The organism is Paenibacillus sp. GQ49 (genome assembly GCF_059759055.1).
In genome coordinates this window covers 290,974-312,920 of sequence record NZ_JCAXEL010000001.1, presented here as the reverse complement: position 1 = coordinate 312,920, position 21,947 = coordinate 290,974, and the positions used below count along the sequence as shown (strand labels likewise).

General features: G+C 44.8%; 21 protein-coding genes. All 21 read left to right on the top strand.

What is annotated here, in order from left to right:
- Positions 1 to 177 precede the first annotated feature (177 nt).
- The 21 genes from AC6CIF_RS01540 to flgG all read left to right on the top strand — a co-directional run bounded on the left by AC6CIF_RS01540 (position 178) and on the right by flgG (position 21,946).
- Positions 178 to 633, top strand: coding sequence for a MarR family winged helix-turn-helix transcriptional regulator (locus tag AC6CIF_RS01540; protein ID WP_076208912.1), 456 nt, complete (start codon positions 178 to 180; stop codon positions 631 to 633).
- A gap of 243 nt (positions 634 to 876) precedes the next feature.
- Complete coding sequence (gene sucC, locus AC6CIF_RS01535) at positions 877 to 2,037, top strand: ADP-forming succinate--CoA ligase subunit beta (RefSeq protein ID WP_036609384.1); 1,161 nt, start codon at positions 877 to 879, stop codon at positions 2,035 to 2,037.
- A 63-nt stretch (positions 2,038 to 2,100) separates the two neighbouring features.
- Positions 2,101 to 3,030, top strand: a complete 930-nt coding sequence (sucD, locus tag AC6CIF_RS01530; RefSeq protein WP_036609382.1) for a succinate--CoA ligase subunit alpha — start codon at positions 2,101 to 2,103, stop codon at positions 3,028 to 3,030.
- Between the two features lie 243 nt (positions 3,031 to 3,273).
- Complete coding sequence (dprA, locus tag AC6CIF_RS01525; protein WP_498197508.1) at positions 3,274 to 4,404, top strand: DNA-processing protein DprA; 1,131 nt, start codon at positions 3,274 to 3,276, stop codon at positions 4,402 to 4,404.
- Positions 4,405 to 4,509: 105 nt separating this feature from the next.
- Positions 4,510 to 6,609, top strand: a complete 2,100-nt coding sequence (gene topA / locus AC6CIF_RS01520) for a type I DNA topoisomerase (RefSeq protein ID WP_076208909.1) — start codon at positions 4,510 to 4,512, stop codon at positions 6,607 to 6,609.
- 51 nt (positions 6,610 to 6,660) lie between these two features.
- On the top strand, positions 6,661 to 8,004 hold the full coding sequence (gene trmFO, locus AC6CIF_RS01515) for an FADH(2)-oxidizing methylenetetrahydrofolate--tRNA-(uracil(54)-C(5))-methyltransferase TrmFO (RefSeq protein WP_372238347.1): 1,344 nt from the start codon (positions 6,661 to 6,663) through the stop codon (positions 8,002 to 8,004).
- Between the two features lie 26 nt (positions 8,005 to 8,030).
- Positions 8,031 to 8,573, top strand: coding sequence for an ATP-dependent protease subunit HslV (gene hslV / locus AC6CIF_RS01510; protein WP_076208907.1), 543 nt, complete (start codon positions 8,031 to 8,033; stop codon positions 8,571 to 8,573).
- Between the two features lie 116 nt (positions 8,574 to 8,689).
- A complete protein-coding gene (gene hslU, locus AC6CIF_RS01505; protein WP_498197505.1) occupies positions 8,690 to 10,090 on the top strand; it encodes an ATP-dependent protease ATPase subunit HslU in 1,401 nt (466 codons plus the stop codon).
- 981 nt (positions 10,091 to 11,071) lie between these two features.
- Positions 11,072 to 11,479 (top strand): flagellar basal body rod protein FlgB, encoded by a 408-nt coding sequence (gene flgB / locus AC6CIF_RS01500; RefSeq protein WP_076208905.1) that lies wholly within the window; start codon positions 11,072 to 11,074, stop codon positions 11,477 to 11,479.
- Between the two features lie 6 nt (positions 11,480 to 11,485).
- Positions 11,486 to 11,935: a flagellar basal body rod protein FlgC gene (gene flgC / locus AC6CIF_RS01495; protein WP_017689191.1), complete on the top strand. Its 450-nt coding sequence runs from the start codon at positions 11,486 to 11,488 to the stop codon at positions 11,933 to 11,935.
- A gap of 58 nt (positions 11,936 to 11,993) precedes the next feature.
- The gene (gene fliE, locus AC6CIF_RS01490) at positions 11,994 to 12,305 is read left to right on the top strand and encodes a flagellar hook-basal body complex protein FliE (RefSeq protein WP_498197502.1); all 312 of its coding nucleotides are present in this window, start codon (positions 11,994 to 11,996) and stop codon (positions 12,303 to 12,305) included.
- Positions 12,306 to 12,441: 136 nt separating this feature from the next.
- Positions 12,442 to 14,025, top strand: coding sequence for a flagellar basal-body MS-ring/collar protein FliF (fliF, locus tag AC6CIF_RS01485; protein WP_036609370.1), 1,584 nt, complete (start codon positions 12,442 to 12,444; stop codon positions 14,023 to 14,025).
- Positions 14,026 to 14,036: 11 nt separating this feature from the next.
- The gene (gene fliG / locus AC6CIF_RS01480; RefSeq protein ID WP_047842476.1) at positions 14,037 to 15,053 is read left to right on the top strand and encodes a flagellar motor switch protein FliG; all 1,017 of its coding nucleotides are present in this window, start codon (positions 14,037 to 14,039) and stop codon (positions 15,051 to 15,053) included.
- Complete coding sequence (locus AC6CIF_RS01475; protein WP_498197500.1) at positions 15,046 to 15,909, top strand: FliH/SctL family protein; 864 nt, start codon at positions 15,046 to 15,048, stop codon at positions 15,907 to 15,909. The genes fliG and AC6CIF_RS01475 overlap by 8 nt, the downstream gene beginning before the upstream one ends.
- Positions 15,896 to 17,215 (top strand): flagellar protein export ATPase FliI, encoded by a 1,320-nt coding sequence (gene fliI / locus AC6CIF_RS01470; RefSeq protein ID WP_036609365.1) that lies wholly within the window; start codon positions 15,896 to 15,898, stop codon positions 17,213 to 17,215. Before AC6CIF_RS01475 ends, fliI begins: the two co-directional genes overlap by 14 nt.
- An 11-nt stretch (positions 17,216 to 17,226) precedes the next feature.
- Positions 17,227 to 17,679, top strand: a complete 453-nt coding sequence (gene fliJ / locus AC6CIF_RS01465) for a flagellar export protein FliJ (protein ID WP_076208901.1) — start codon at positions 17,227 to 17,229, stop codon at positions 17,677 to 17,679.
- 43 nt (positions 17,680 to 17,722) lie between these two features.
- The gene (locus AC6CIF_RS01460; RefSeq protein ID WP_498197498.1) at positions 17,723 to 18,664 is read left to right on the top strand and encodes a MotE family protein; all 942 of its coding nucleotides are present in this window, start codon (positions 17,723 to 17,725) and stop codon (positions 18,662 to 18,664) included.
- Between the two features lie 39 nt (positions 18,665 to 18,703).
- Complete coding sequence (locus tag AC6CIF_RS01455) at positions 18,704 to 20,092, top strand: flagellar hook-length control protein FliK (RefSeq protein WP_498197497.1); 1,389 nt, start codon at positions 18,704 to 18,706, stop codon at positions 20,090 to 20,092.
- A 19-nt stretch (positions 20,093 to 20,111) separates the two neighbouring features.
- Complete coding sequence (locus tag AC6CIF_RS01450; RefSeq protein ID WP_498197495.1) at positions 20,112 to 20,669, top strand: flagellar hook capping FlgD N-terminal domain-containing protein; 558 nt, start codon at positions 20,112 to 20,114, stop codon at positions 20,667 to 20,669.
- Positions 20,666 to 21,049, top strand: a complete 384-nt coding sequence (locus AC6CIF_RS01445; RefSeq protein ID WP_047842481.1) for a TIGR02530 family flagellar biosynthesis protein — start codon at positions 20,666 to 20,668, stop codon at positions 21,047 to 21,049. Before AC6CIF_RS01450 ends, AC6CIF_RS01445 begins: the two co-directional genes overlap by 4 nt.
- 81 nt (positions 21,050 to 21,130) lie before the next feature.
- A complete protein-coding gene (gene flgG, locus AC6CIF_RS01440) occupies positions 21,131 to 21,946 on the top strand; it encodes a flagellar basal body rod protein FlgG (RefSeq protein WP_047842482.1) in 816 nt (271 codons plus the stop codon).
- The last annotated feature ends 1 nt before the right edge of the window (position 21,947 follow it).

Below are 21,947 nucleotides of genomic sequence, written 5' to 3'. Positions count from 1 at the left end.
ACTTACGGGTCATCTATTCGTTCTTATATTTTACACAATCTAATTTATCATAATTAAATTGAATAGTAAAATCATTTGTGCTCAATTATTCTGTTTTTTTTCTAATTTGTGATAAGATAGATTTACAGTTCCTTTTTATAAGGAATAGAATGCACAATAGGCAGGTGAGAAAGACATATGCAGACTGACAGTTTGAAGCTGGATAACCAATTATGCTTTGCCATATATGCTTGTTCACGTGAAATTACGAAGATGTACCAGCCTTATCTCGAGGTGCTCGGCGTAACGTATTCACAGTATCTGGTTCTGATGGTATTGTGGGAACGTGAAGAATGTACGGTTAAGGAGATCGGGGAGGCACTCTATCTCGATTCGGGAACGTTGACACCACTTCTCAAACGTTTGCAGTCAGCAGGACTTATTAATCGCGAACGCTCTGCTCAGGATGAACGAAAAGTATTAATTACATTAACCGACTCCGGCCGTGAGCTGCGGAACAAGGCATTGTCCATCCCTGAATCCATTCAGGGAGATGCGTGTTTGAACAGTACAGAGTTTGAAGCTTTGCTGGGTCAGTTCAAAGGGTTGCTGGAGAAAGTTCACCAAACCAACACGAACGCAGCCAAAAAATAAAATGTAGTTTTAGATCAAGGGAACCTTAGCTTTTAGCTGAGGTTTTTTCCATATATACCCAAGCATTCACAATATGGGATCATACTCATATCAAAATACTGTCTATTAACCATTAATTTTTTAAGGAAAGCGTTTTAAAAACGTGTTACAATGAATTGGGTTTAAGTGAAAATAGTCAACATTTGTCTTTTGTTAGTCTACCAACCCGCCTTGTTGCAGTCATGTTGATAGGAGGATTCGAGAATGAATATCCATGAATATCAAGGAAAAGAAGTACTGAAACAGTATGGAGTTACCGTTCCAAATGGAAAGGTTGCTTATACAGTCGATGAAGCGGTTGCGGCCGCAGAGGCACTGGGCAGTCCGGTGACTGTTGTTAAAGCGCAAATACACGCAGGTGGCCGGGGTAAAGCCGGCGGCGTAAAAGTGGCGAAGAGTACGGATGAAGTTCGTGCCTATGCTTCCGAAATTCTGGGCAAAGTATTGGTAACACACCAGACTGGACCAGAAGGCAAAGAAGTGAAACGTCTTTTGATTGAAGAAGGATGCGATATCCGCAAAGAGTATTATGTGGGTGTTGTTGTGGACCGTGCCACAGGCCGTGTAGTTATGATGGCTTCCGAAGAAGGCGGTACTGAGATTGAAGAAGTAGCTGAAGCTACACCTGAGAAAATTTTCAAAGAAATTATTGACCCTGCTATTGGATTGCAAGTGTTCCAGGCCCGTAAACTGGCTTACAGCATTAAGATTCCGAATGAACTGGTGAACAAAGCTGTTAAGTTCATGCTCGCGCTGTACACTGCATTTGTCGAAAAAGATTGCTCTATTGCCGAGATCAATCCTCTCGTTGTTACCGGAGATGGAAACGTTATCGCGCTAGATGCGAAATTAAACTTTGACTCCAACGCCCTGTTCCGTCACAAAGACATTTTGGAACTGCGTGACCTGGATGAAGAGGATGAAAAAGAAATCGAAGCTTCCAAATACGACCTCAGCTACATAGCACTTGATGGCAACATCGGCTGTATGGTCAATGGTGCGGGACTTGCGATGGCAACGATGGACATTATCAAATACTACGGTGGAGACCCGGCCAACTTCCTTGACGTTGGGGGCGGTGCAACAACGGAGAAGGTGACTGAAGCATTTAAGATCATTTTGTCCGATGCCAAAGTAGCTGGGATCTTTGTTAACATCTTCGGTGGCATCATGCGCTGTGATGTTATTGCCAATGGTGTTGTTGAAGCCGCGAAGCAACTTGGTCTGACCAAACCGCTGGTTGTTCGTCTTGAAGGAACTAACGTGGAGCTTGGCAAACGTATTCTGGGTGAATCTGGCCTGAATATCGTTCCTGCTGATTCCATGGCCGATGGTGCACAGAAAATTGTTGCCCTCGTAAAATAAGTTCATTCCTTAGTACCGGAGCTGTCCGGGAATTGAAAAATAACCGTAAGGATGTGAAGCAACGTGAGTATTTTGATCGATAAAAATACAAAAGTCATTACGCAAGGCATTACGGGTTCAACGGGAATGTTCCACACGAAGGGCGCATTGGACTACGGAACCCAGATGGTAGGCGGAGTTACACCGGGTAAAGGCGGAACTAATGTGGATATCACGTTGGAAGACGGTACAGTAGCTAGTCTGCCGGTGTTCAACACTGTGCAGGAAGCGAAGGAAGCTACAGGCGCAACAGCGAGCGTCATTTACGTTCCTCCTGCATTTGCAGCAGATTCCATTATGGAAGCTGTTGATGCTGAGCTGGACCTCGTAATCTGTATTACAGAAGGTATTCCGGTTCTTGACATGATCAAGGTTGACCGCTTCATGGAAGGCAAAAATACCGTCCTGATCGGACCAAACTGTCCAGGTGTCATTACACCAGGAGAATGTAAAATCGGTATCATGCCTGGTTATATCCATATGGCAGGGCACGTAGGCGTTGTTTCCCGTAGTGGAACACTTACCTATGAAGCCGTTCATCAACTGACGACACGTGGCATTGGACAATCCTCTGCTGTAGGAATCGGGGGAGACCCTGTAAAAGGCTCCGAGTTCATTGATATCCTCAAACGGTTCAATGAAGATCCACAGACTCATGCGGTCATCATGATTGGTGAGATTGGTGGTACAGCTGAAGAGGATGCTGCAGATTGGGTACGTGAAAACATGACCAAACCAGTTGTTGGCTTTATCGGTGGCGTAACGGCGCCTCCAGGCAAACGGATGGGCCATGCTGGCGCTATTATCTCTGGCGGTAAAGGTACAGCCAAAGAGAAAATTGCGAAGTTGGAATCATGTGGAATCAAAGTAGCACCAACGCCTGCTGAGATGGGTTCGACTTTGGTGAGTGTACTTGAGGAACGCGGTATTTTGAATTTGTGCACGACACATTAATTCTTTTTCGTTATAATAGAAGAAACGGCTCGGAAATGATTTATTTCTGGTAGACCGACTATTATGGTTACGGAAAAGGTAAGCAACCTTTTGTCCTTAAACAGGACGAAGGGTTGCTTTTTTGCGTTTTTTTACGGGAAAAGGAGGAGGAATTGTCCCTCATCTGCGTAAACGCTTGCATTCCGTAGTCACTTAACACACAATATGAGGGAAGATCTCTTCCCGCTTTGGGAGGTTTATGGTATGGAAGAACGATGGATCTTGTTTGGGTTACATGAGATGGAGGGTATTGGTAAAAAAACAATCTCGAAACTGATTCTGGGACAACATGAATTAACCGATCTATTGAATTACGGGGAAAGCGACTGGGTCGCAGCAGGCTTGCGCAAAGATCAGGCTGCACGTTTGACTAGCCAATTTAATATCGACTGGATTGAGAGTAAAAGAGAACACGTTTACAATCAGGGGATAGAGGTTATTACTTATCTGGATCAGAATTATCCCATATTAATGAAGGAAACCGTTCAGCCTCCCTGGGTAATGTATGCTCGAGGGGATGTTAGTTTGCTACACAATTCGTCTATTGCCATGGTGGGAACTCGTATGCCAACCGTGTATGGGCGCAAAGTTGGAGAAAAGCTGGCAGAGCAATTATGCAATGCAGGACTGACGATTGTAAGCGGGCTTGCCCGCGGTATAGATAGCGTATGTCATGAGGCAGTACTACGTGCCAAAGGAAAAACGATTGCAGTATTCGGAACAGGGATTGATCATATATATCCACCCGAAAATACAAGCCTCGCTGAGCGAATCGCGGAGACGGGTCTGCTTTTGTCGGAATATCCACCAGGTACAAGAGCACGGCAGGGATTATTTCCGGAACGGAATCGAATCATTGCCGGTCTGACACTGGGAACAGTGGTTGTTGAGGCTGACATTCGAAGTGGCTCACTCATTACAGCAGATGCTGCGCTTGAAGCAGGCAGAGATGTATTTGCAGTCCCTGGACCTATTACATCGCCGAAAAGTCGAGGAGCACACAATCTTATCCGTCAGGGGGCCAAATTGGTCACTTGTGCAGCAGATGTATTGGAAGAGTATCGATTGGGCTTGCCAAATACAGAACAACTTCCTTACAATAGAGGACGTTCGACCGAAACAACCGAGCCTTCCTGGCGAGGGATATTCGCTGAGGTTAAGCTCTCTCCAGATGAACAACGCGTGATTTATCTGTTGGAACAGGGAGAACAATCATTGGATCAACTGGTTGAGCTGCTTGGTTGGGATTTTGGACATTTGCATTCAGTTCTGTTATCTTTAATCATAAAAAAGCAGATTAGCCAATTACCAGGCACTAAATACGCGAGGGTATGACGAAGCTACAACCTACGTGGTGCGTGGAAATATATAATTAGCAGAAGTTATTAACTATGCATAAGCTTACAGAAACAGTTTCATGACTGAGAGGAGGATGGACCTATGGCGGATGCACTCGTAATCGTGGAGTCGCCCTCAAAGGCGAAGACGATAGGCAAATATTTAGGCAGCAAGTTCATCGTAAAAGCTTCGATGGGGCATGTTCGCGATTTGCCAAAGAGTCAGATCGGCGTTGAGGTAGAGAATGATTTTAATCCGAAATATATTACGATCCGCGGCAAAGGTTCAATTTTGAAAGAACTGAAGGATGCACGGAAGAAAGTGAAAAAAGTGTATCTCGCAGCTGACCCGGATCGCGAAGGTGAGGCTATCGCATGGCATTTGGCCCATGCCCTTGAACTGGACGATACGGCAGATTGCCGGGTTGTATTTAATGAAATTACAAAACAGGCGGTCAAAGATGCGTTCAAAACGCCGCGGAAAATCAATATGGATTTGGTTAACGCGCAGCAGGCAAGACGTATTTTGGATCGACTCGTTGGATATAAAATTAGTCCGTTATTATGGAAGAAAGTGAAAAAAGGTTTGTCTGCAGGCCGGGTTCAGTCCGTGGCTGTTAAAATCATTTTAGATCGTGAAAATGAAATTGATGATTTTGAGCCGGAAGAATACTGGAGCATTACCGCCAAGTTGACAGCAGACGGCAATCCGTTTGAAGCCAAGTTTCATAAACTGAACGGGGCCAAAACAGAGCTGGGCAGTGAAGCGGAAGTGCAAGCGATCTTGAAACAGATCGAAGGAGCCGACTTTACGATCAAGGAAGTTAAAGAGAAAGAACGGAGCCGTAACCCTTCCGCCCCGTTTACGACGAGTTCTTTGCAACAGGAAGCAGCGCGTAAATTGAATTTCAGAGCTTCCAAGACGATGTCGGTCGCCCAACAACTATATGAAGGTGTAGACCTTGGAAAAGAAGGCACAGTAGGTCTCATCACGTATATGCGTACGGACTCCACACGAATTGCAGCATCTGCACAAGAAGAAGCCAAAGAATATATCGTTGGTAAGTATGGTGAGCCATTTGCACCTGAGACTCCACGAAACTATTCCAAAAAAGCAACTAATGCTCAGGATGCGCATGAAGCAATTCGTCCAACTTCAATTCTGCGTGACCCTGACTCAATCAAGTCATTCATGAGTCGCGATCAGTTCCGGTTGTATAAACTGGTATGGGAACGTTTTGTAGCGAGCCAGATGTCTTCGGCTATCCTGGATACACTCTCTGTAGATATTGCTGCGGGGGACACCATTTTCCGTGCAGCAGGTTCGAAGGTGCGGTTCCAAGGTTTCATGAAGGTATATGTTGAAGGAAACGACGATGGTACAACCGATGAAGATCGTCTGCTGCCTCCGTTGAAAAGTGGAGATGTGCTTGATAAGCAGGAGATTGAGCCAAAACAGCATTTTACACAACCGCCACCCCGATATACGGAGGCAAGGTTGGTTAAGACGCTTGAGGAATTGGGTATAGGGCGTCCGAGTACATATGCGCCAACACTGGAGACCATTCAGAAGCGCGGATATGTTGCGATAGAGGAAAAGAAATTCATGCCAACCGAGCTTGGTGAACTGGTCATCGAACAGATGGAAGAGTTTTTCCCGGAAATCCTGAATGTAGAGTTTACCGCAAACATGGAAGGTGATCTTGACCATGTGGAGGAAGGTTCCGAGGATTGGGTCAAAGTACTCGCAGAATTCTATGAATCTTTTGAGAAACGCCTTGAGTTTGCAGAAGAAGAAATGAAAGAAATCGAGATTGAAGACGAAGTATCGGATGAGATCTGTGAGAAGTGCGGCAAACCGCTGGTTTATAAACTCGGACGTTTTGGCAAGTTTCTTGCGTGCTCTGGCTTCCCTGATTGCCGGAATACCAAACCGATTATCAAGGATATCGGCGTGACTTGTCCGAAGTGTAAGGAAGGTCATGTTGTTGAGCGTCGTAGCAAAAAAGGACGTATTTTCTACGGTTGTGACAAATATCCTGAATGTGATTTTGTCTCATGGGACAGACCTTCAGCCAAACCATGTCCAAGTTGCGGATCGCTAATGATTGAGAAGCGGAACAAAAAGGGAGCACGACTGCAGTGTACTTCATGTGATCATCAGGAGCCAGTGGATGAACCGGATGACGAATCAGCGGATTAGTATATATGCGAATCAATTTTAGTGAATTATGAAATTGCTTTATGGGGGTAAATGATTTTGACAAATGAACAACAAGTAACCGTTATTGGTGCCGGGCTGGCAGGAACAGAAGCGGCCTGGCAGATTGCAAGTCGCGGCGTACGCGTAAAATTATACGAGATGAGACCTGTTGTGAAAACGCCAGCTCATCATACGGATAAATTTGCAGAGCTGGTATGTAGCAACTCGCTGCGTGCGAATGGATTGACCAATGCAGTGGGTGTGTTAAAAGAAGAAATGAGAATGCTCAATTCTCTTGTATTGTCAGCAGCAGACAAACATGCAGTTCCTGCAGGTGGGGCACTTGCTGTGGACCGGGATGGATTTTCAGGTGAGATTACATCCACGTTGCACCAGCATCCACTCATCGAAGTAGTGAATGAAGAACTCACTTCCCTGCCGGAAGATGGCATCGTTGTTGTGGCAACGGGTCCGTTGACTTCACCGGCATTGTCTGAGCAGATCAAGGCACTAATGGGGGAAGAGTATTTCTACTTCTATGATGCAGCTGCACCGATCATCGAAAAAGATTCAATTGATATGAATAAAGTGTATCTGGCTTCCCGTTATGATAAGGGTGAAGCGGCATATCTGAACTGTCCGATGACAGAAGAAGAGTTTGATGTCTTCTATGAAGCTCTCATTACTGCTGAAGTTGCTCAATTAAAAGAGTTTGAGAAAGAAATCTACTTTGAAGGCTGTATGCCAATCGAAGTGATGATGAAACGCGGAAAACAGACGGCTCTGTTTGGTCCAATGAAACCGGTAGGTCTGGTTAACCCTCATACAGGAGAGTTGCCACATGCGGTTGTTCAGCTTAGACAGGATAATGCAGCTGGAACCCTGTATAACTTGGTTGGCTTCCAAACGCATCTGAAATGGGGAGAACAGAAACGAGTCTTTTCCCTTATTCCTGGACTTGAAAATGCAGAGTTCGTTCGTTATGGCGTAATGCACCGTAATACATTTATTAATTCTCCTAAACTGCTTCTTCCGACGTATCAGTTCAAAGAGCGTCCTAACTTGTTCTTTGCAGGTCAGATGACGGGTGTAGAAGGATATGTGGAATCTGCTGCATCAGGGCTTATTGCCGGCATGAACGCAGCCAAAGCAGCACTTGGTCAGGAACTGGTGGTATTGCCCGTAGAAACAACACTTGGCAGTATGGCTCAGTATATTACAACTGCTGACTTCAAGCACTTCCAACCAATGAACGCAAACTTTGGTTTGTTGCCGAAGCTTGAAACGAAGATTCGTAACAAAAAGGAAAAAAATGAAGCTCTTGCACAGCGTGCACTGGATGGCATCACGAGTTTTGCTGAGGCAGAAGGTCTAACTGTTCCGGAACGCGTATAAATTATTCGTGGGAGGATGCTGATATCATGGATATGTCATTTCATGCTACAACGATCTGTGCTGTTCGTCATAATGGTAAGGCTGCAATCGCAGGAGATGGTCAGGTGACCATGGGCCAAAGTGTTGTGATGAAGAATACAGCCAAGAAGGTAAGACGTTTGTACCGCGGACAGGTTGTTGCTGGCTTTGCTGGTTCTGTGGCGGATGCGATCACCCTGTTTGAGAAATTCGAAGGTAAGCTGGAGGAGCACCATGGTAACTTGCAGCGTGCTGCTGTAGAGCTTGCCAAGGATTGGCGTCAGGATCGGATCTTGCGTAAGCTTGAGGCACTCTTGATTGTGATGGACAAATCAGGTATGCTGCTCATTTCAGGCGGCGGGGAGATTATTGAACCGGATGATGACGTGATCGCTATCGGATCAGGTGGAAACTTTGCCTTATCTGCTGCGCGTGCGTTGAAACGTCATGCAGTAAACCTGGAAGCAAAGGATATTGCACGTGAATCACTTCAGATTGCCTCAGAGCTATGTGTATATACCAACAGTAATATTATTGTAGAAGAGTTATAAGCCAAAGAAATCTCCCGTAGTGGAGCATGATTCTGTAATCTGCTCCAGGACGTCTAGGGGATTCTTTGTCCTTGTTAGGTAAAATAAATTCAACATACTGGTAGGAGGGAAGCAATATGAATACTCAAGCGTTAACACCGAGACAGATTGTTGCAGAGCTTGACAAGTATATTGTAGGTCAAAAGAAAGCTAAGAAATCGGTAGCCGTAGCCCTTCGTAATCGTTATCGTCGTAGCCTTTTGCCTGAGCACACCCAGGACGACATTGTGCCTAAAAATATCTTGATGATTGGACCTACCGGTGTGGGTAAAACGGAGATCGCCCGTCGCCTCGCTAAACTGGTAGGTGCGCCATTTGTGAAAGTGGAAGCTACCAAGTTCACTGAAGTAGGTTATGTTGGACGTGACGTTGAATCGATGGTGCGTGATCTGATTGAGACATCACTGCGGATGGTGAAGCTGGAGCGGACTGAAAAAGTGAAGGACAAAGCTGAAGAAGCGGCCAATGAGCGAATTGTACATATTTTGGCTCCTTCACAGTCTAAGTCCAAGAATCAGCGTAATCCCTTTGAGATGATCTTTGGGAATAATGGCAACAACGTTCAGGAACAGGATGAACCAGAACCGGATACTGGGGTTGCCGAACGCCGCCGTAAGATCAAGTTTGATCTGTTATCTGGCAAGTTGGAGGATGACATCATTGAAATTGATGTCGAAGACACTGCGCCTAACATGATGGACATGTTTGCTGGTCAAGGTAATGATCAGATGGGCATGAACATGCAGGAGATGTTTGGTAGCTTGTTGCCTCGTCGTACGAAAAAACGTAAACTCGCTATTAAAGAAGCGCGTAAAGTGTTGATTCAGGAAGAAGCAGGGAAATTGATCGACATGGATGATGTTACCCAGGAGTCCATTCGCCGGGCGGAGCAGACAGGTATCATTTTCATCGATGAAATCGACAAGGTTGCCAGTCAAGGACGCGGTAGTGGACCCGATGTATCCCGTGAGGGTGTGCAACGTGACATTCTGCCTATCGTAGAGGGCTCTACAGTAATGACGAAATATGGCCCTGTCAAAACGGATTATATTCTGTTTATGGCAGCTGGCGCATTCCATGTCGCTAAACCCTCTGATCTGATTCCCGAGCTTCAGGGACGCTTCCCAATTCGTGTGGAACTAAGCAGTCTAACATTGGAGGAGTTTGTATCCATTCTGACTGAACCCCAAAATGCACTGACCAAACAGTATGTGGATCTGTTGCGCACCGAGAATATTGAGATTGAGTTCTCGGATGAGTCTATTCGCGAGATTGCCAAATTGGCTGAATCCGTCAATCAAAATACAGAAAATATAGGTGCTCGTCGATTGCATACGATTCTTGAAAAGCTTTTGGAGGATTTATCTTTTGAGGCACCTGAGCTTACACTTGAACGTATGGTGATCACGCCAGAGTATGTCCGGGAGAAATTAAATGATATTGCGCTTGATCGTGATTTGAGTCAGTATATCCTGTAACATGGAACTAGCAATGTAGTTGTTAAAATGATGTTATAAATGAACGGTATGCACGAGAGTAGAGAGCATTTGCGAGATCGACAAAGGGTAGCAATCCTTTAGCGATTCATAAAGGCCCTCTTACTTGACGCATATCGTTTATTTTTGTTTCTATCTAAAGGATTTTGATGTTACAACCGATAAAAGATGTGGGGTTGTTATATGGATCGACAAAACCTAGGACTTGTGCCGCATGTATACAGAGTTAAAACCTATCGGAGTGGTAGTTATTCTTCGTTTCCATACCCAATTATTCCCATTAAAAGGATTTTCCTTATTCCAAGTCTGGTCATCGGTTTAGTCGATAGATTGGTAAATGTTGCGTAAATGCGCAAAATGATGAATTGTAGAAAAGTGTGAAGTCACTAATTGTTTTCTTAAAATTAAAATATATAGACTCCACTTAATTGTTAAGAAAGTGTTGTGTAGGAAGGACGAGTTTTCTTCATTCTTGAAAGATAACTTGTCAATTGATTAATATACAGCTTTGTATGTATACCTATCATACTGTCCGTAAACCCTTAGTATGACGGCAAAAATTTCTAACATTATCAACTATGAAATATTCGGAAATATACATAATTACGGGCGTTATAAGCTCATGTTGAGCCTCGAAAGTTTTTTTTTATTTTAAGAATGTTTAAGAACAATAAGGGAGAGTATTAACATACTTTTGTTTTGGGCCCGAACATTTACGAAAAAATTCATAATTTGCAGAAAATACACAAAAAGCCCTGTCTTTCAGAAAAGATAGGGCTTTTTTCTTATTGTAATAAATCCCAAACTCGAAGAAACTTATGTTATACGACAACATCAGAGTTAATTCTACTTAAGTCCTAGAAAACCGTGTAAAGACGAATGTTTTTGTCGAAAAAAACATAAGAATTTTCAAGGGAAAAGATTCAATCTTTTTCCATTACTTCTAAAGAGAGGAGGGGGATTGTGAATCTTTTAAACGATATCAGCTTTAAAAGATTGCAAGGTGCACTCGATGCGTCCAATATCAGACAACGAACGATTGCTGACAACATCGCGAACGCCGATACCCCGTATTTCAAGCGCTCGAACGTTTCTTTTGAAGAAATGTTGCAAGGGCAAATGAATGGAGATATGCCTGTTCTTAAGGGGAAAGTAACTGATGCAAGGCATTTTGTCATAGGTCCTTCCTCTTCCGTACCAACGCCAGTAGTTAATATGGACCAGTCAACCTCCATGAATAACAACGAAAACAATGTCGATATAGACAGAGAAATGAGTCTTCTGGCGGAGAATCAGTTGCGTTATAACGCTTATATTCAGCAAGTGAACGAACAAATTAAAATCATGCGTGTTGGCGTGGAAGGGAGATAACCTAAATTGAACATTAGTAATAGTTTTAGTATCAGTAGCTCAGCTCTGACAGCCCAGCGGTTGCGGATGGACGTTATATCTTCCAACATTGCCAACGCAGAGACGACGCGCGCGAGCGTATCCAATGGTGAAGCGGTCCCTTACAAACGTAAAATGGTTGTGCTTGAGCCGAATAAAACGTCATTTGGTACGATGCTGCAAAATCAGATGAGAGGTAGCGGTTCAGGAGATGGCGTGAGAGTAACGGAGATTCGCGAGGATCAGTCACCTTTGAAGCCTGTGTATGACCCTTCTCATCCGGATGCCAATGCAGAAGGATATGTATTTATGCCTAATGTGGATATTGCGAAAGAAATGGTCGACATGATCTCTGCTTCGCGTTCCTATGAAGCAAACGTAACAGCACTGAATTCAACCAAAGCGATGATCTCCAAAGCTTTGGAGATTGGAAGATAATCTGCTTAGAAATGAAAATAAGAAAAATACAAACTAGGGATGAAGGGGAGGGACATTAATGATTCAGAACAACATGTTTAGCACACAGGGGATACAACCGCTACAGATGAAGAGTGTAACCGAAAGTAAGCCTTCTACACCAGCCGAAACCATTCAGAGCTTCGGTACATACTTACAAAATGCATTAGGGTCCGTTGCAGCACAGGAGGCTCAATCGCATGAAATGTCGAATCAATTTTTGGTCGGCAAAGCAAATGTGGATCAAGTGATGATTGCTTCAGAACAGGCCTTGTTAAGCCTACAACTCACAACTCAAGTCCGAAACAAAGTGGTCGAAGCATACCAGGAAGTTATGCGAACGCAGTTATAAAACTACCTACTTGCGCTTCGATAATAGCGCTGATCATTACAACAAAGCAGCTGCGATGCTGCTCCTGATCGTCAACCTATGAACGGCGGGGGTTGAGTAAGGACAGACTAAGCAAAGTTTCGGATGGGGTGACAGAGTGAATGAGAGAATCGCCCAGTACAGGGATAAGGCATCCCAGTATTGGAATAGTTTTAGCAAAAAGCAAAAAGTATTATTTATATCCACCTTCCTGTTTCTGATTTTGGCTGCAGTTGTGCTCACGATGCAGTTGTCCAAGACGGAATATGAAGTTGCTTTTACAGATTTGAATGCAAGTGATTCAGCGGGCGTGATCAGTTATCTAGATTCATCTAGCATTCCATACAAATTAAGTTCAGATGGCAAGACCATATCCGTACCGAGTACAAGTGTTGCAATCGCAAAGGTCAATGTTGGATCTCAAGGGATTATTCAGAATGGTTCATTAGGGTATAAGTCATTTGAGGAGTCATCATCCCCCATCGGGATGACGGATAAAGAGTTTGATGTAAAGTACAACAACGCTATAAACGGAGAAGTTGAACAGTTACTGCAGCGGATGCAAGGGATACAGGATGCTAAAGTACTCGTTAATATGCCGAAAGATAACATTTTTGCTGGTTTAGAGGAACAAGACAAAGCATCAGCATCGGTAGCTCTCCAATTCAAACCGGGTTATCACCCAAATCAGGCAGCGGTAGATGGCTACTTTAACTTGGTTAAGACTGCAATTCCTAATCTGCCTGTTGAGAACATCACAATTACGAACACAGATGAAGCAGAATTGATTCCAACTGCCCGAGGTGGCAGTGGCGGGTTGTCTTCCGAAGTTCAAGAGAACATGGCATTACAGAAAAAGTTTGAAAACGATGTCCGTAATAACGTAAAGCAATTCCTTTCCCAGATTGTAGGCGAAGACAAGGTTAATGTTTTGGTAGCCTCCAAGCTTAATTTTGACAAAGAAACACGTAAGGAAAATCTGGTCACACCTGTTGATGTAGATAATATGAAAGGCATCGAGATCAGTGTGCAGGAGATTCAAAAGAGCTACACTGGCGCAAGCAATCCAACAGGTGGTGTTGCTGGCACAGGACAAGAGGAAGTTCCGGGTTACCCATCATCTGATGCAACTGGTAACTCTACCTCCGAAGAATCATCAAGCACTATAAACTACGATGTTAATCGAATCGCCAAGGATATTATTTCCAGTCCGTATACTGTAAAAGACTTAACCATTAACGTTGCAGTTGAACCACCGAATGGAGAAACAGAATTACAGGGACCGGTTCAGGACGCAATTGAGAATATTTTGGTTAACATTGTTCGTGCTTCACTGGCAGACTCAGGCACTGTAATAAGTGACGCCGATCTGACAAAGAAAGTTTCAGTCATGTCACAAGGATTCCAGACTGCCTCTGCAGACAATACAGGTTTCCAGCTTTCCTCAACGATGATGTGGGGTGGAGGCGCACTCATAGCGGCATTGATCGCAGCGGTAGTTATTTTGTTAGTACGCCGTCGCCGCAAACAAAACGAAGTCGAAGAAGAAGAGATTCCTCTTCCAATAGCAACAGAGTTCCCGTCCATTACGCTGGACAGTGTAACGAACGAAAGTCAGGTGCGCAAACAATTGGAGAGTTTGGCCAAGAAAAAGCCAGACGAATTCGTCAATCTGCTGCGTACATGGCTGGCTGACGAATAGAGGTGAACGCATTGGCGAAGGCAAGCAGTCAAGGTTTGACTGGCAGACAAAAAGCAGCAATTTTGTTGATTACATTAGGTCCGGAAGTATCGGCTCAGATCTTCAAACATCTGCGTGATGAGGAGATTGAGCAACTTACGTTGGAGATTGCCAACGTTCGCAAGGTTGATTCTTCCGAAAAGGACATGATCATGGCCGAGTTTCACCAGATCTGTCTGGCGCAGGAATATATCTCTCAGGGCGGTATCAACTATGCGAGAGAAATCCTGGAGAAAGCTCTGGGTTCATCAAAAGCACTTGAAGTCATTAATCGTTTGACAGCTACGCTGCAAGTTAGACCATTTGACTTTGCGCGCAAAGCAGATCCGAATCAAATTTTGAACTTTATTCAGAATGAAAGCCCGCAAACGATTGCCCTGGTTCTGTCTTACCTGCAATTCGAACAGGCAGCAGCGATTCTATCATCCTTGCCACAAGAGAAACAGGCAGATGTCGCTCGCCGAGTGGCTGTTATGGATAGTACTTCGCCAGAAGTTATCTCTCAAGTGGAGCGGGTTCTGGAACAGAAACTATCTTCTACCGTAACGCAGGATTACACGAATGCGGGTGGTATCGAATCGATCGTTCAGATTTTGAACGGAGTCGATCGGGGGACAGAGCGTACCATTTTGGACTCGCTCGAGATTCAGGATCCAGAGCTTGCAGAGGAAATCAAAAAACGCATGTTTGTATTCGAAGATATCGTCAATGTGGATGATCGTTCGATCCAGCGCATTATTCGGGATATCGATAACGCAGATTTGCAGCTGGCACTCAAAGTGGCAAGCGAAGAAGTTCGGGATGCCGTGTTCCGGAATATGTCGAAACGGATGTCCGAGACATTCAAAGAAGAGATGGAATTCATGGGACCTGTGCGATTGCGTGATGTTGAGGAAGCTCAGACTCGTATCGTAGGAACGATACGCAGATTGGAAGAAGCCGGTGAGATCATTATCGCACGCGGTGGAGGAGATGATATCATTGTCTAATTTGATTAAGTCTTTCCAGTATGTACCCGTTGATGACCGCAAAAAACTTGAAAATCATCATCATTATGGTGGTGCTGAGGAGTCTGAAGCGGAATTATACGGTGATAGTGCTGAAGGTTCTGAAGCAGAAACGCTTCAAGCACGCGTGGACGAAGAAACACAACGTCTTACCGCAGAGATGCTGGAAGATGCCAAGGAGTTTGCAGAAAAGCAAGTACGTGAAGCTTCAGAAGAGGCAGAGCGCATGCTTCAAGAAGCCCGTGAACAGATCGACAGCTGGTGGCAGGAACAACGACAACAGGATGAACATCTGACCGAAGCACTACGTTCACAAGGTTTCCAACAGGGTTTTGAAGAAGGCAAAGTACAAGCTGAACTGGATCTCCAGGTGCAGATCGAAAAGATGATGATTGAAGCCCAGGAAGTGCTCAAGGAAGCTTATGTAGCTAAAGATCAGATCATTCAGGAAGCCGAACCGTTCCTCGTGGAGCTTGCTTGCGGGATCGCTGAGAAAGTCATTGATAAGCAACTTACCATTGAACCCGATCATACATTGGAACTGATTCGTCAGAGTTTGTCACGTAAACGGGAACAGGGTTTGATCACACTCTGTGTGGCACCTGATCAGTTTACATTTGTACAGGCAGCTCGTGAAGAATTGTCTCTGTCTATTGACTCTCAGGCAGAATTGCAGATTTTGCCTGATTCAACGGTCAAAGATAAGGGTTGTGTCATTCGTTCTTCGTTCGGAAGTGTAGATGCGAGAATTGATACACAGCTTGCTGAGATTAAAAAAGAACTGGTCCGCATAGCACTTGAGGATGAGGAGCGAAGAAATCAACATGAAGGTTCTTAGTTCACAGCGATATATGGAACATTTGCGCCAATTCGATCCTGTTCGTATTAACGGCAAAGTTACTCAGGTCATTGGTCTTATGGTGGAGTCAGAAGGGCCAGATGCAAGTATCGGTGACGTATGTTATATCTATCCTGGTAAATCGGCCAAGCCTCTTCAAGCCGAAGTTGTTGGGTTTCGAGATAACAAAGTGCTGCTTATGCCACTGGGTGAACTTCAATCCATCGGTCCTGGTTGTGATGTAGTAGGTACGGGTAAACCACTCGGTGTTCAGGTAGGCTCCGAATTGCTCGGTAAAGTGCTGGACGGACTTGGGCAGCCGCTAGACGGTTCCCTTCTCCCATCCAGAATGCCGATGTATTCTACCTCCAATACTCCGGTCAATCCAATGGATCGTCCACGTGTACTTGAAACGATGGGTGTTGGTGTAAGGGCTATCGATGGATTGCTGACCGTAGGTAAGGGACAGCGTGTGGGTATTTTTGCCGGTTCTGGTGTTGGTAAGAGTACTTTGATGGGCATGATCGCTCGTAATACAGCGGCGGATGTCAATGTCATCGCGCTTGTAGGTGAGCGTGGACGTGAGGTACGTGACTTTATTGAACGGGATCTGGGTCCAGAAGGATTGGAACGTTCCGTAGTCATTGTTGCAACATCAGATCAGCCTGCCCTGATTCGGATTAAGGGAGCAGTTATTGCTACCACTATTGCAGAGTATTTCCGAGATCGTGGAATGAACGTGATGCTCATGATGGATTCGGTAACCCGATATGCGATGGCACAAAGGGAAGTTGGTCTGGCCGTAGGTGAACCTCCGGCAATGAGAGGATATACGCCATCGGTTTTTGCGAGTTTGCCCAAACTTCTTGAACGGGCGGGTACAGGACCTACCGGTTCGATTACAGCCTTTTACACCGTTCTGGTTGATGGGGATGACATGAACGAACCGATCGCCGATGCGGTGAGGGGTATATTGGATGGCCACATTGTGTTAAACCGATCCATTGCGAATAAAGGTCATTTTCCAGCGATCGATGTGTTAGCCAGCATAAGTCGTGTTATGAAGGATATTGCTCCGGAAGAGCAGTTGGAAGCCGTTAATAATATGAAACGTTTGATGGCTGTGTACAAAGAGTCGGAGGATTTGATCAATATTGGAGCTTACCAGCGGGGATCAAATGCAGCCATAGATGAATCCATAGACCAGATTGATAGTATATGGAACTTTACCAAGCAGAAAGTCGACGAGAAAGTCACCTTAAGTGAAGTGCAGGAACGTTTGATTCTTGAATTTGCAAGGAGATGAATGGTTAAGCGATGAAATTTCGATATCATTTCCAGAAAGTTGTTGACCTGAAGAGTAATGAAAAAACACAGGCAGAGTGGATGTTATCCACAGCGATCGGTAAACTTCAGACGGAGGAAGAACATCTGATACAACTTCTGAACGATAGAAATAATCTGGTCGGGATTATCCAATCTGCTACGGAAAATACAGCGTCTGTAAACAGTCTGCAGGAGATGCAGCGATATGTACATCATCTTGACGAGTGCATTTCACGTAAAAACAATGATGTTAAACATGCTCAGGTCAATGTGCAGCGGAATCAGACGTTTCTGAACGGTAAGATGGTTGATGAAAAAGTATGGCTTGGAGCGAGAGACAAGGCCAAGATCAAATTTCAGCAGGATATGCTCCTCCGGGAACAGAACGATCTGGACGAGATGGCTACTGTACGCTTCGCTGCCAAAGCCGGACGCGCGAATTGATGTGAGCCGGACGCGAAGTTGTCTCGTGAAGGAGGAATGAACGATGGCTGTTAAAGACGATAGCGACATGGAAAAAGAATCGGGAGGCGGCTGGGAAAAATTTCTCATGATTTCCATCCCGATTGTATTCACCGTAGTATTGCTGGGCGTATTGCTTACGCTTTTTAATGTAGATATTCGTAATAATTTGTTCGAATTCGCCAACAAGATCCCGGTAGTTAAGGAATGGGTACCTGATCCTGTGCTGGACCCTGAGAAAGAGAAGCTGGAGAAAAGTGAGCAGCAGGTTGAAAGTGCTGAAGCGACAATCGAAAAGCTGAAGTCCCAAGTTACGGCAAAAGAAACAGAGCTTAAGGCAGCACAGGAAGCGACAACAACTGAAGCGAAGAAAGCAACAGATCTTCAGAAGAAGTTGGATGATGCGGAGAAAGCTGCTGAAACGGCTACGGCAGCAACGCCGGAAACGGAATCCGATTATCAAAAGCAAATCAAAGATTTGGCTAAAATGTATGCGGACATGAGTCCAAGCAAAGCTGCACCGATTTTGCAAAATATGACGAATGAGGAAATGGTATTGTTGTTGAATGCCATGCAGTCATCTGCTCGGACCAAGGTGCTTGAAAAGATGGACCCGAAAACAGCAGCGGATGTCACCATGATGATGAAGGATGCCAAACCGTCCGGGGATCTGGCACTGGATGCGCTGCAATCCAGATTGAAGAAAGAAACCGCAGTAACTTCAACTGCATCCACAACCACAAGCAAAAACCTGGATAAAAACCAGCTTAGTCAAACATTTGCTTCGATGTCTGCTTCAAGTGGTGCCAAGTTATTATTGGAAACATACAAGTTAAGTCCTGACAAAACATTGACCATCCTGAATTCAGTAGATGATGCAACACGCTCTCAATTGCTTGAGAACATGTCTTCAGAGGACTCGGTTGAAACTGCAAAAATTTTGAACAAATTAATGGGCAACAAGTAGAGCTGATTACACTGTATAACCGAGAGGAGGTGAAAATAAATGTCGATTGTATATCAAATGGCATCCACAGCAACTGCAAAAGCAACAGGAGCAGGTCAGACAACCGGAGCACAATCTAAAGGTTCAGCTGCAGGTGCCAGCGGTGAATTTCTCCAAACTCTTGCACAATCGTTATCTGGAGGAAATACAGAAGGTGATAGTTCAAGCGCTACTGGAAGCTTAACTGCCAATCCGTTGGTGTTTTCCTTTGCTACAAGTGAAGAAGGAGAAGCGGCATCAATCACGGCTATACTGAATTCGTTGTTCACGGACTTGGATTCACTTGACGAAGCTTTGGAAAATGACCCATCTCTACTTGCAGGTTTGCAAACTCTGATTCAACAGCTGTATACACAATTAAGTAATCCTTCAGGTACTAACACAGAAGGTTCCGACGAGTCTTCGAACGGAGCGGAAAACGTAAATACAGTACCCGCAATTGAACTGTCGCAGCATCCGGCAGCAGTACGTTTTGTTCTGCAAGATGTGCTTACACAATTAGTGGCAGGAATGAATGATCCAGAGAGTAACGTTGCAAAGAACGCTCCTGAATTCAAACATTTGTTACAATCTCTGCAGAGTCAGCTTCAAGAGGCTGGAGTGGATACCGCGAGTAACAAAGGATGGACTGAACTGAAATCCATACTGGATACATTGACTGCAGTTAAGGATCAGTCTGCACAAGTCGCTCCAAATACTTCGCTTCAATCATCCAAACAGGATTCTGTTGTACCACAAGTTCTTGTTGCGGCAGTGGCGAATTCTGGAACCCAGGTGAAAGATGAGGCTGTTACCACATCTGCTTCAAATGCAGGTGGAGAAGTGGAACACTCAACCATCATTACTGCAGGAGAGCTGTCCTTGCGTTCATCAGGTACAACAGCAGGAAAACCGGCTGAACCTGTAATGCAAACATCACAGTTTGCCAAAGAAATGACACAGTTTGTTGTTAACAAGCTGGATATTGTCCAGCAAAAAGGATTTTCCGAGGCGACTATCTCACTTCGGCCTGAGCATCTAGGGAAGTTGGATGTTCAAATTACCTTGCAGAACGGGCAGTTGGTTGCACGGTTTATGACTGAGCACACGATGGCTAAAGACATGCTTGAACAACAAATGACGCAGCTGCGTTCTTCACTTCAAGCCCAGGGAATTCAAGTGGAACGACTTGAGGTTACACAGAACAGTTCAATCGGATCACAGATGTATCAGGACGGAGGCCGTCAGCCGGGAAGTAACTCTCAGCAACAACGCCGTTCGCGTGAGCGTGAAGAACAATCGGATGATGCTATAGCTACAGCAGGGATTCAAGAAGAATTGCGTAACTGGCGTAGCGAGCAAGTCGAAGGAAACGAATTACAGAGAGATACGTTTAGTGCTAAGGCTTAAACAGAAATGAGGTGAGCAAATGGCTAATGAAATTGTTTCAACGAATAATACCTGGCCGAACTATTCGGCAGCCAATAAAGCAACTACAAGTGCTGCAACAAAAGAATTGGGTAAAGATCAGTTTCTAAAAATCCTGATTACCCAGCTGCAAAATCAAGACCCGATGCAGCCGATGGAGGATAAGGAATTTATCGCTCAAATGGCACAGTTCAGCTCAGTGGAACAACTGGTCAATATTTCTACCCAGCTTAAAACATTGAACCAGTCCCTCGGTGCTGTATCCGGTATGATTGGCATGGAGGTAAGTTGGCTTTCTTCTAATAAAGATGATAACGGAACTCTTCGTCAGGGTATTGTAGATTCCATCATTGTAAGAGATAGCGTTCAATACGCAAAAGTGGGCAACGACGAGATTAAGCTGGATGAGATCATTCAGGTGAATTATCCAAAACAGGCAGAAGAGAGTCAAACTCCAGCACAGAACGTTCAGGATGTAACTCCTGAAACGAACGAGAGCCAGGAAGTTGAATCATCCGCTGAAACGGGTGATACGGAAGATAGCGGGAAAACGATATGAGTGATCGCATAACGGTTGGACAATTATACGCAGGCCCGATTACACCGAATATGCTTCAAAGACCCAAAACGGGAGAAGCTTCGGCTATACCCGAAAAACCTTTTGCAAAGGTGCTGGAAGATAATCTTCTGAAATTGAGCAATCATGCTGCCAAACGATTGGAACAGCGTGGTATTGAACTCAAGACCGAGCAAATGGAACAGATTGGTTCTGCTTTGGACAAAGCTGCTGCTAAAGGAGCCAAAGAGTCATTGATTTTAATGCAGGATATGGCTTTTATCGTCAATGTCAAAAATCGTACTGTGGTTACAGCTATGGATAGTGAGAGCATGAAGGATAATGTGTTCACTCAAATTGATAGTGCCGTAATCATTTCTTAACCGGCTGGCCCTTCTCGGGAGCCGGAATGCCGCTGACCGACTGATGCGGTAACCAAATGAAGACTGGGAGGATTTTTTAAAATGATAAAATCAATGTACTCAGGCGTTTCCGGGATGCGGGGTTTCCAAACAAAACTCGACGTAATTGGTAACAATATTGCGAACGTAAACACGGTTGGCTTCAAAGGCAGCCGGGTTATGTTCAAAGATATTATGAGCCAAACAACGGCAGGGGTAACTGCCCCTGGCGATGCAAGTGGTGGTGTCAATGCGAAACAAATCGGTCTTGGTGTAACGGTAGGTTCAATTGATACGCTGCATCTGGCAGGTAGCCCAATGACAACGAATAATCCAACAGATCTTCGGATTAATGGAGATGGATTCTTCTTGGTACGTTTGAGTGAAGATCAGGAAATACCTTACCTGACTCGTGCAGGGGATTTCCATGTGGATGCTGCACGTAACCTTTTGACTTCGGATGGATTGTTTGTTCTGGATAACGGTGGTGGAAATATTACGATACCGGATGATGTGGTTTCCTTCACGATAGGTCAGGATGGAACAATTAACCAAACCATGGCAGACGGAACCATCGAAGCAGGTCCACAGCTTGGAATAGGTAAAGTTGTCAATCCAGAAGGCCTTGAGAAAATTGGGGGCAACTTGTACCGTATGACAGCAAACGCGAATCCGGATGGGGCGCTGGAACCATTAACAGCGAACAGTGCTGAGGACGGAACAGGAGCAATCATTGCTGGACAGCTCGAGATGTCTAACGTGGATCTGACAGGAGAGTTTACTGAGATGATTGTAGCTCAACGTGGATTCCAGGCAAACTCCCGGATCATTACAACGTCGGATGAAATACTTCAGGAAGTTGTTAACCTGAAACGTTAAT

Bases quoted from the DNA above. Each gene is read 5' to 3' on its own strand.
- AC6CIF_RS01540 (WP_076208912.1), top strand. From the start codon at position 178: ATGCAGACTGACAGTTTGAAGCTGGATAACCAATTATGCTTTGCCATA.
- sucC (WP_036609384.1), top strand. From the start codon at position 877: ATGAATATCCATGAATATCAAGGAAAAGAAGTACTGAAACAGTATGGA.
- dprA (WP_498197508.1), top strand. From the start codon at position 3,274: ATGGAAGAACGATGGATCTTGTTTGGGTTACATGAGATGGAGGGTATT.
- topA (WP_076208909.1), top strand. From the start codon at position 4,510: ATGGCGGATGCACTCGTAATCGTGGAGTCGCCCTCAAAGGCGAAGACG.
- trmFO (WP_372238347.1), top strand. From the start codon at position 6,661: ATGATTTTGACAAATGAACAACAAGTAACCGTTATTGGTGCCGGGCTG.
- hslV (WP_076208907.1), top strand. From the start codon at position 8,031: ATGGATATGTCATTTCATGCTACAACGATCTGTGCTGTTCGTCATAAT.
- hslU (WP_498197505.1), top strand. From the start codon at position 8,690: ATGAATACTCAAGCGTTAACACCGAGACAGATTGTTGCAGAGCTTGAC.
- fliE (WP_498197502.1), top strand. From the start codon at position 11,994: ATGATTCAGAACAACATGTTTAGCACACAGGGGATACAACCGCTACAG.
- fliI (WP_036609365.1), top strand. From the start codon at position 15,896: ATGAAGGTTCTTAGTTCACAGCGATATATGGAACATTTGCGCCAATTC.
- fliJ (WP_076208901.1), top strand. From the start codon at position 17,227: ATGAAATTTCGATATCATTTCCAGAAAGTTGTTGACCTGAAGAGTAAT.
- AC6CIF_RS01460 (WP_498197498.1), top strand. From the start codon at position 17,723: ATGGCTGTTAAAGACGATAGCGACATGGAAAAAGAATCGGGAGGCGGC.
- AC6CIF_RS01455 (WP_498197497.1), top strand. From the start codon at position 18,704: ATGTCGATTGTATATCAAATGGCATCCACAGCAACTGCAAAAGCAACA.
- AC6CIF_RS01450 (WP_498197495.1), top strand. From the start codon at position 20,112: ATGGCTAATGAAATTGTTTCAACGAATAATACCTGGCCGAACTATTCG.
- AC6CIF_RS01445 (WP_047842481.1), top strand. From the start codon at position 20,666: ATGAGTGATCGCATAACGGTTGGACAATTATACGCAGGCCCGATTACA.
- flgG (WP_047842482.1), top strand. From the start codon at position 21,131: ATGATAAAATCAATGTACTCAGGCGTTTCCGGGATGCGGGGTTTCCAA.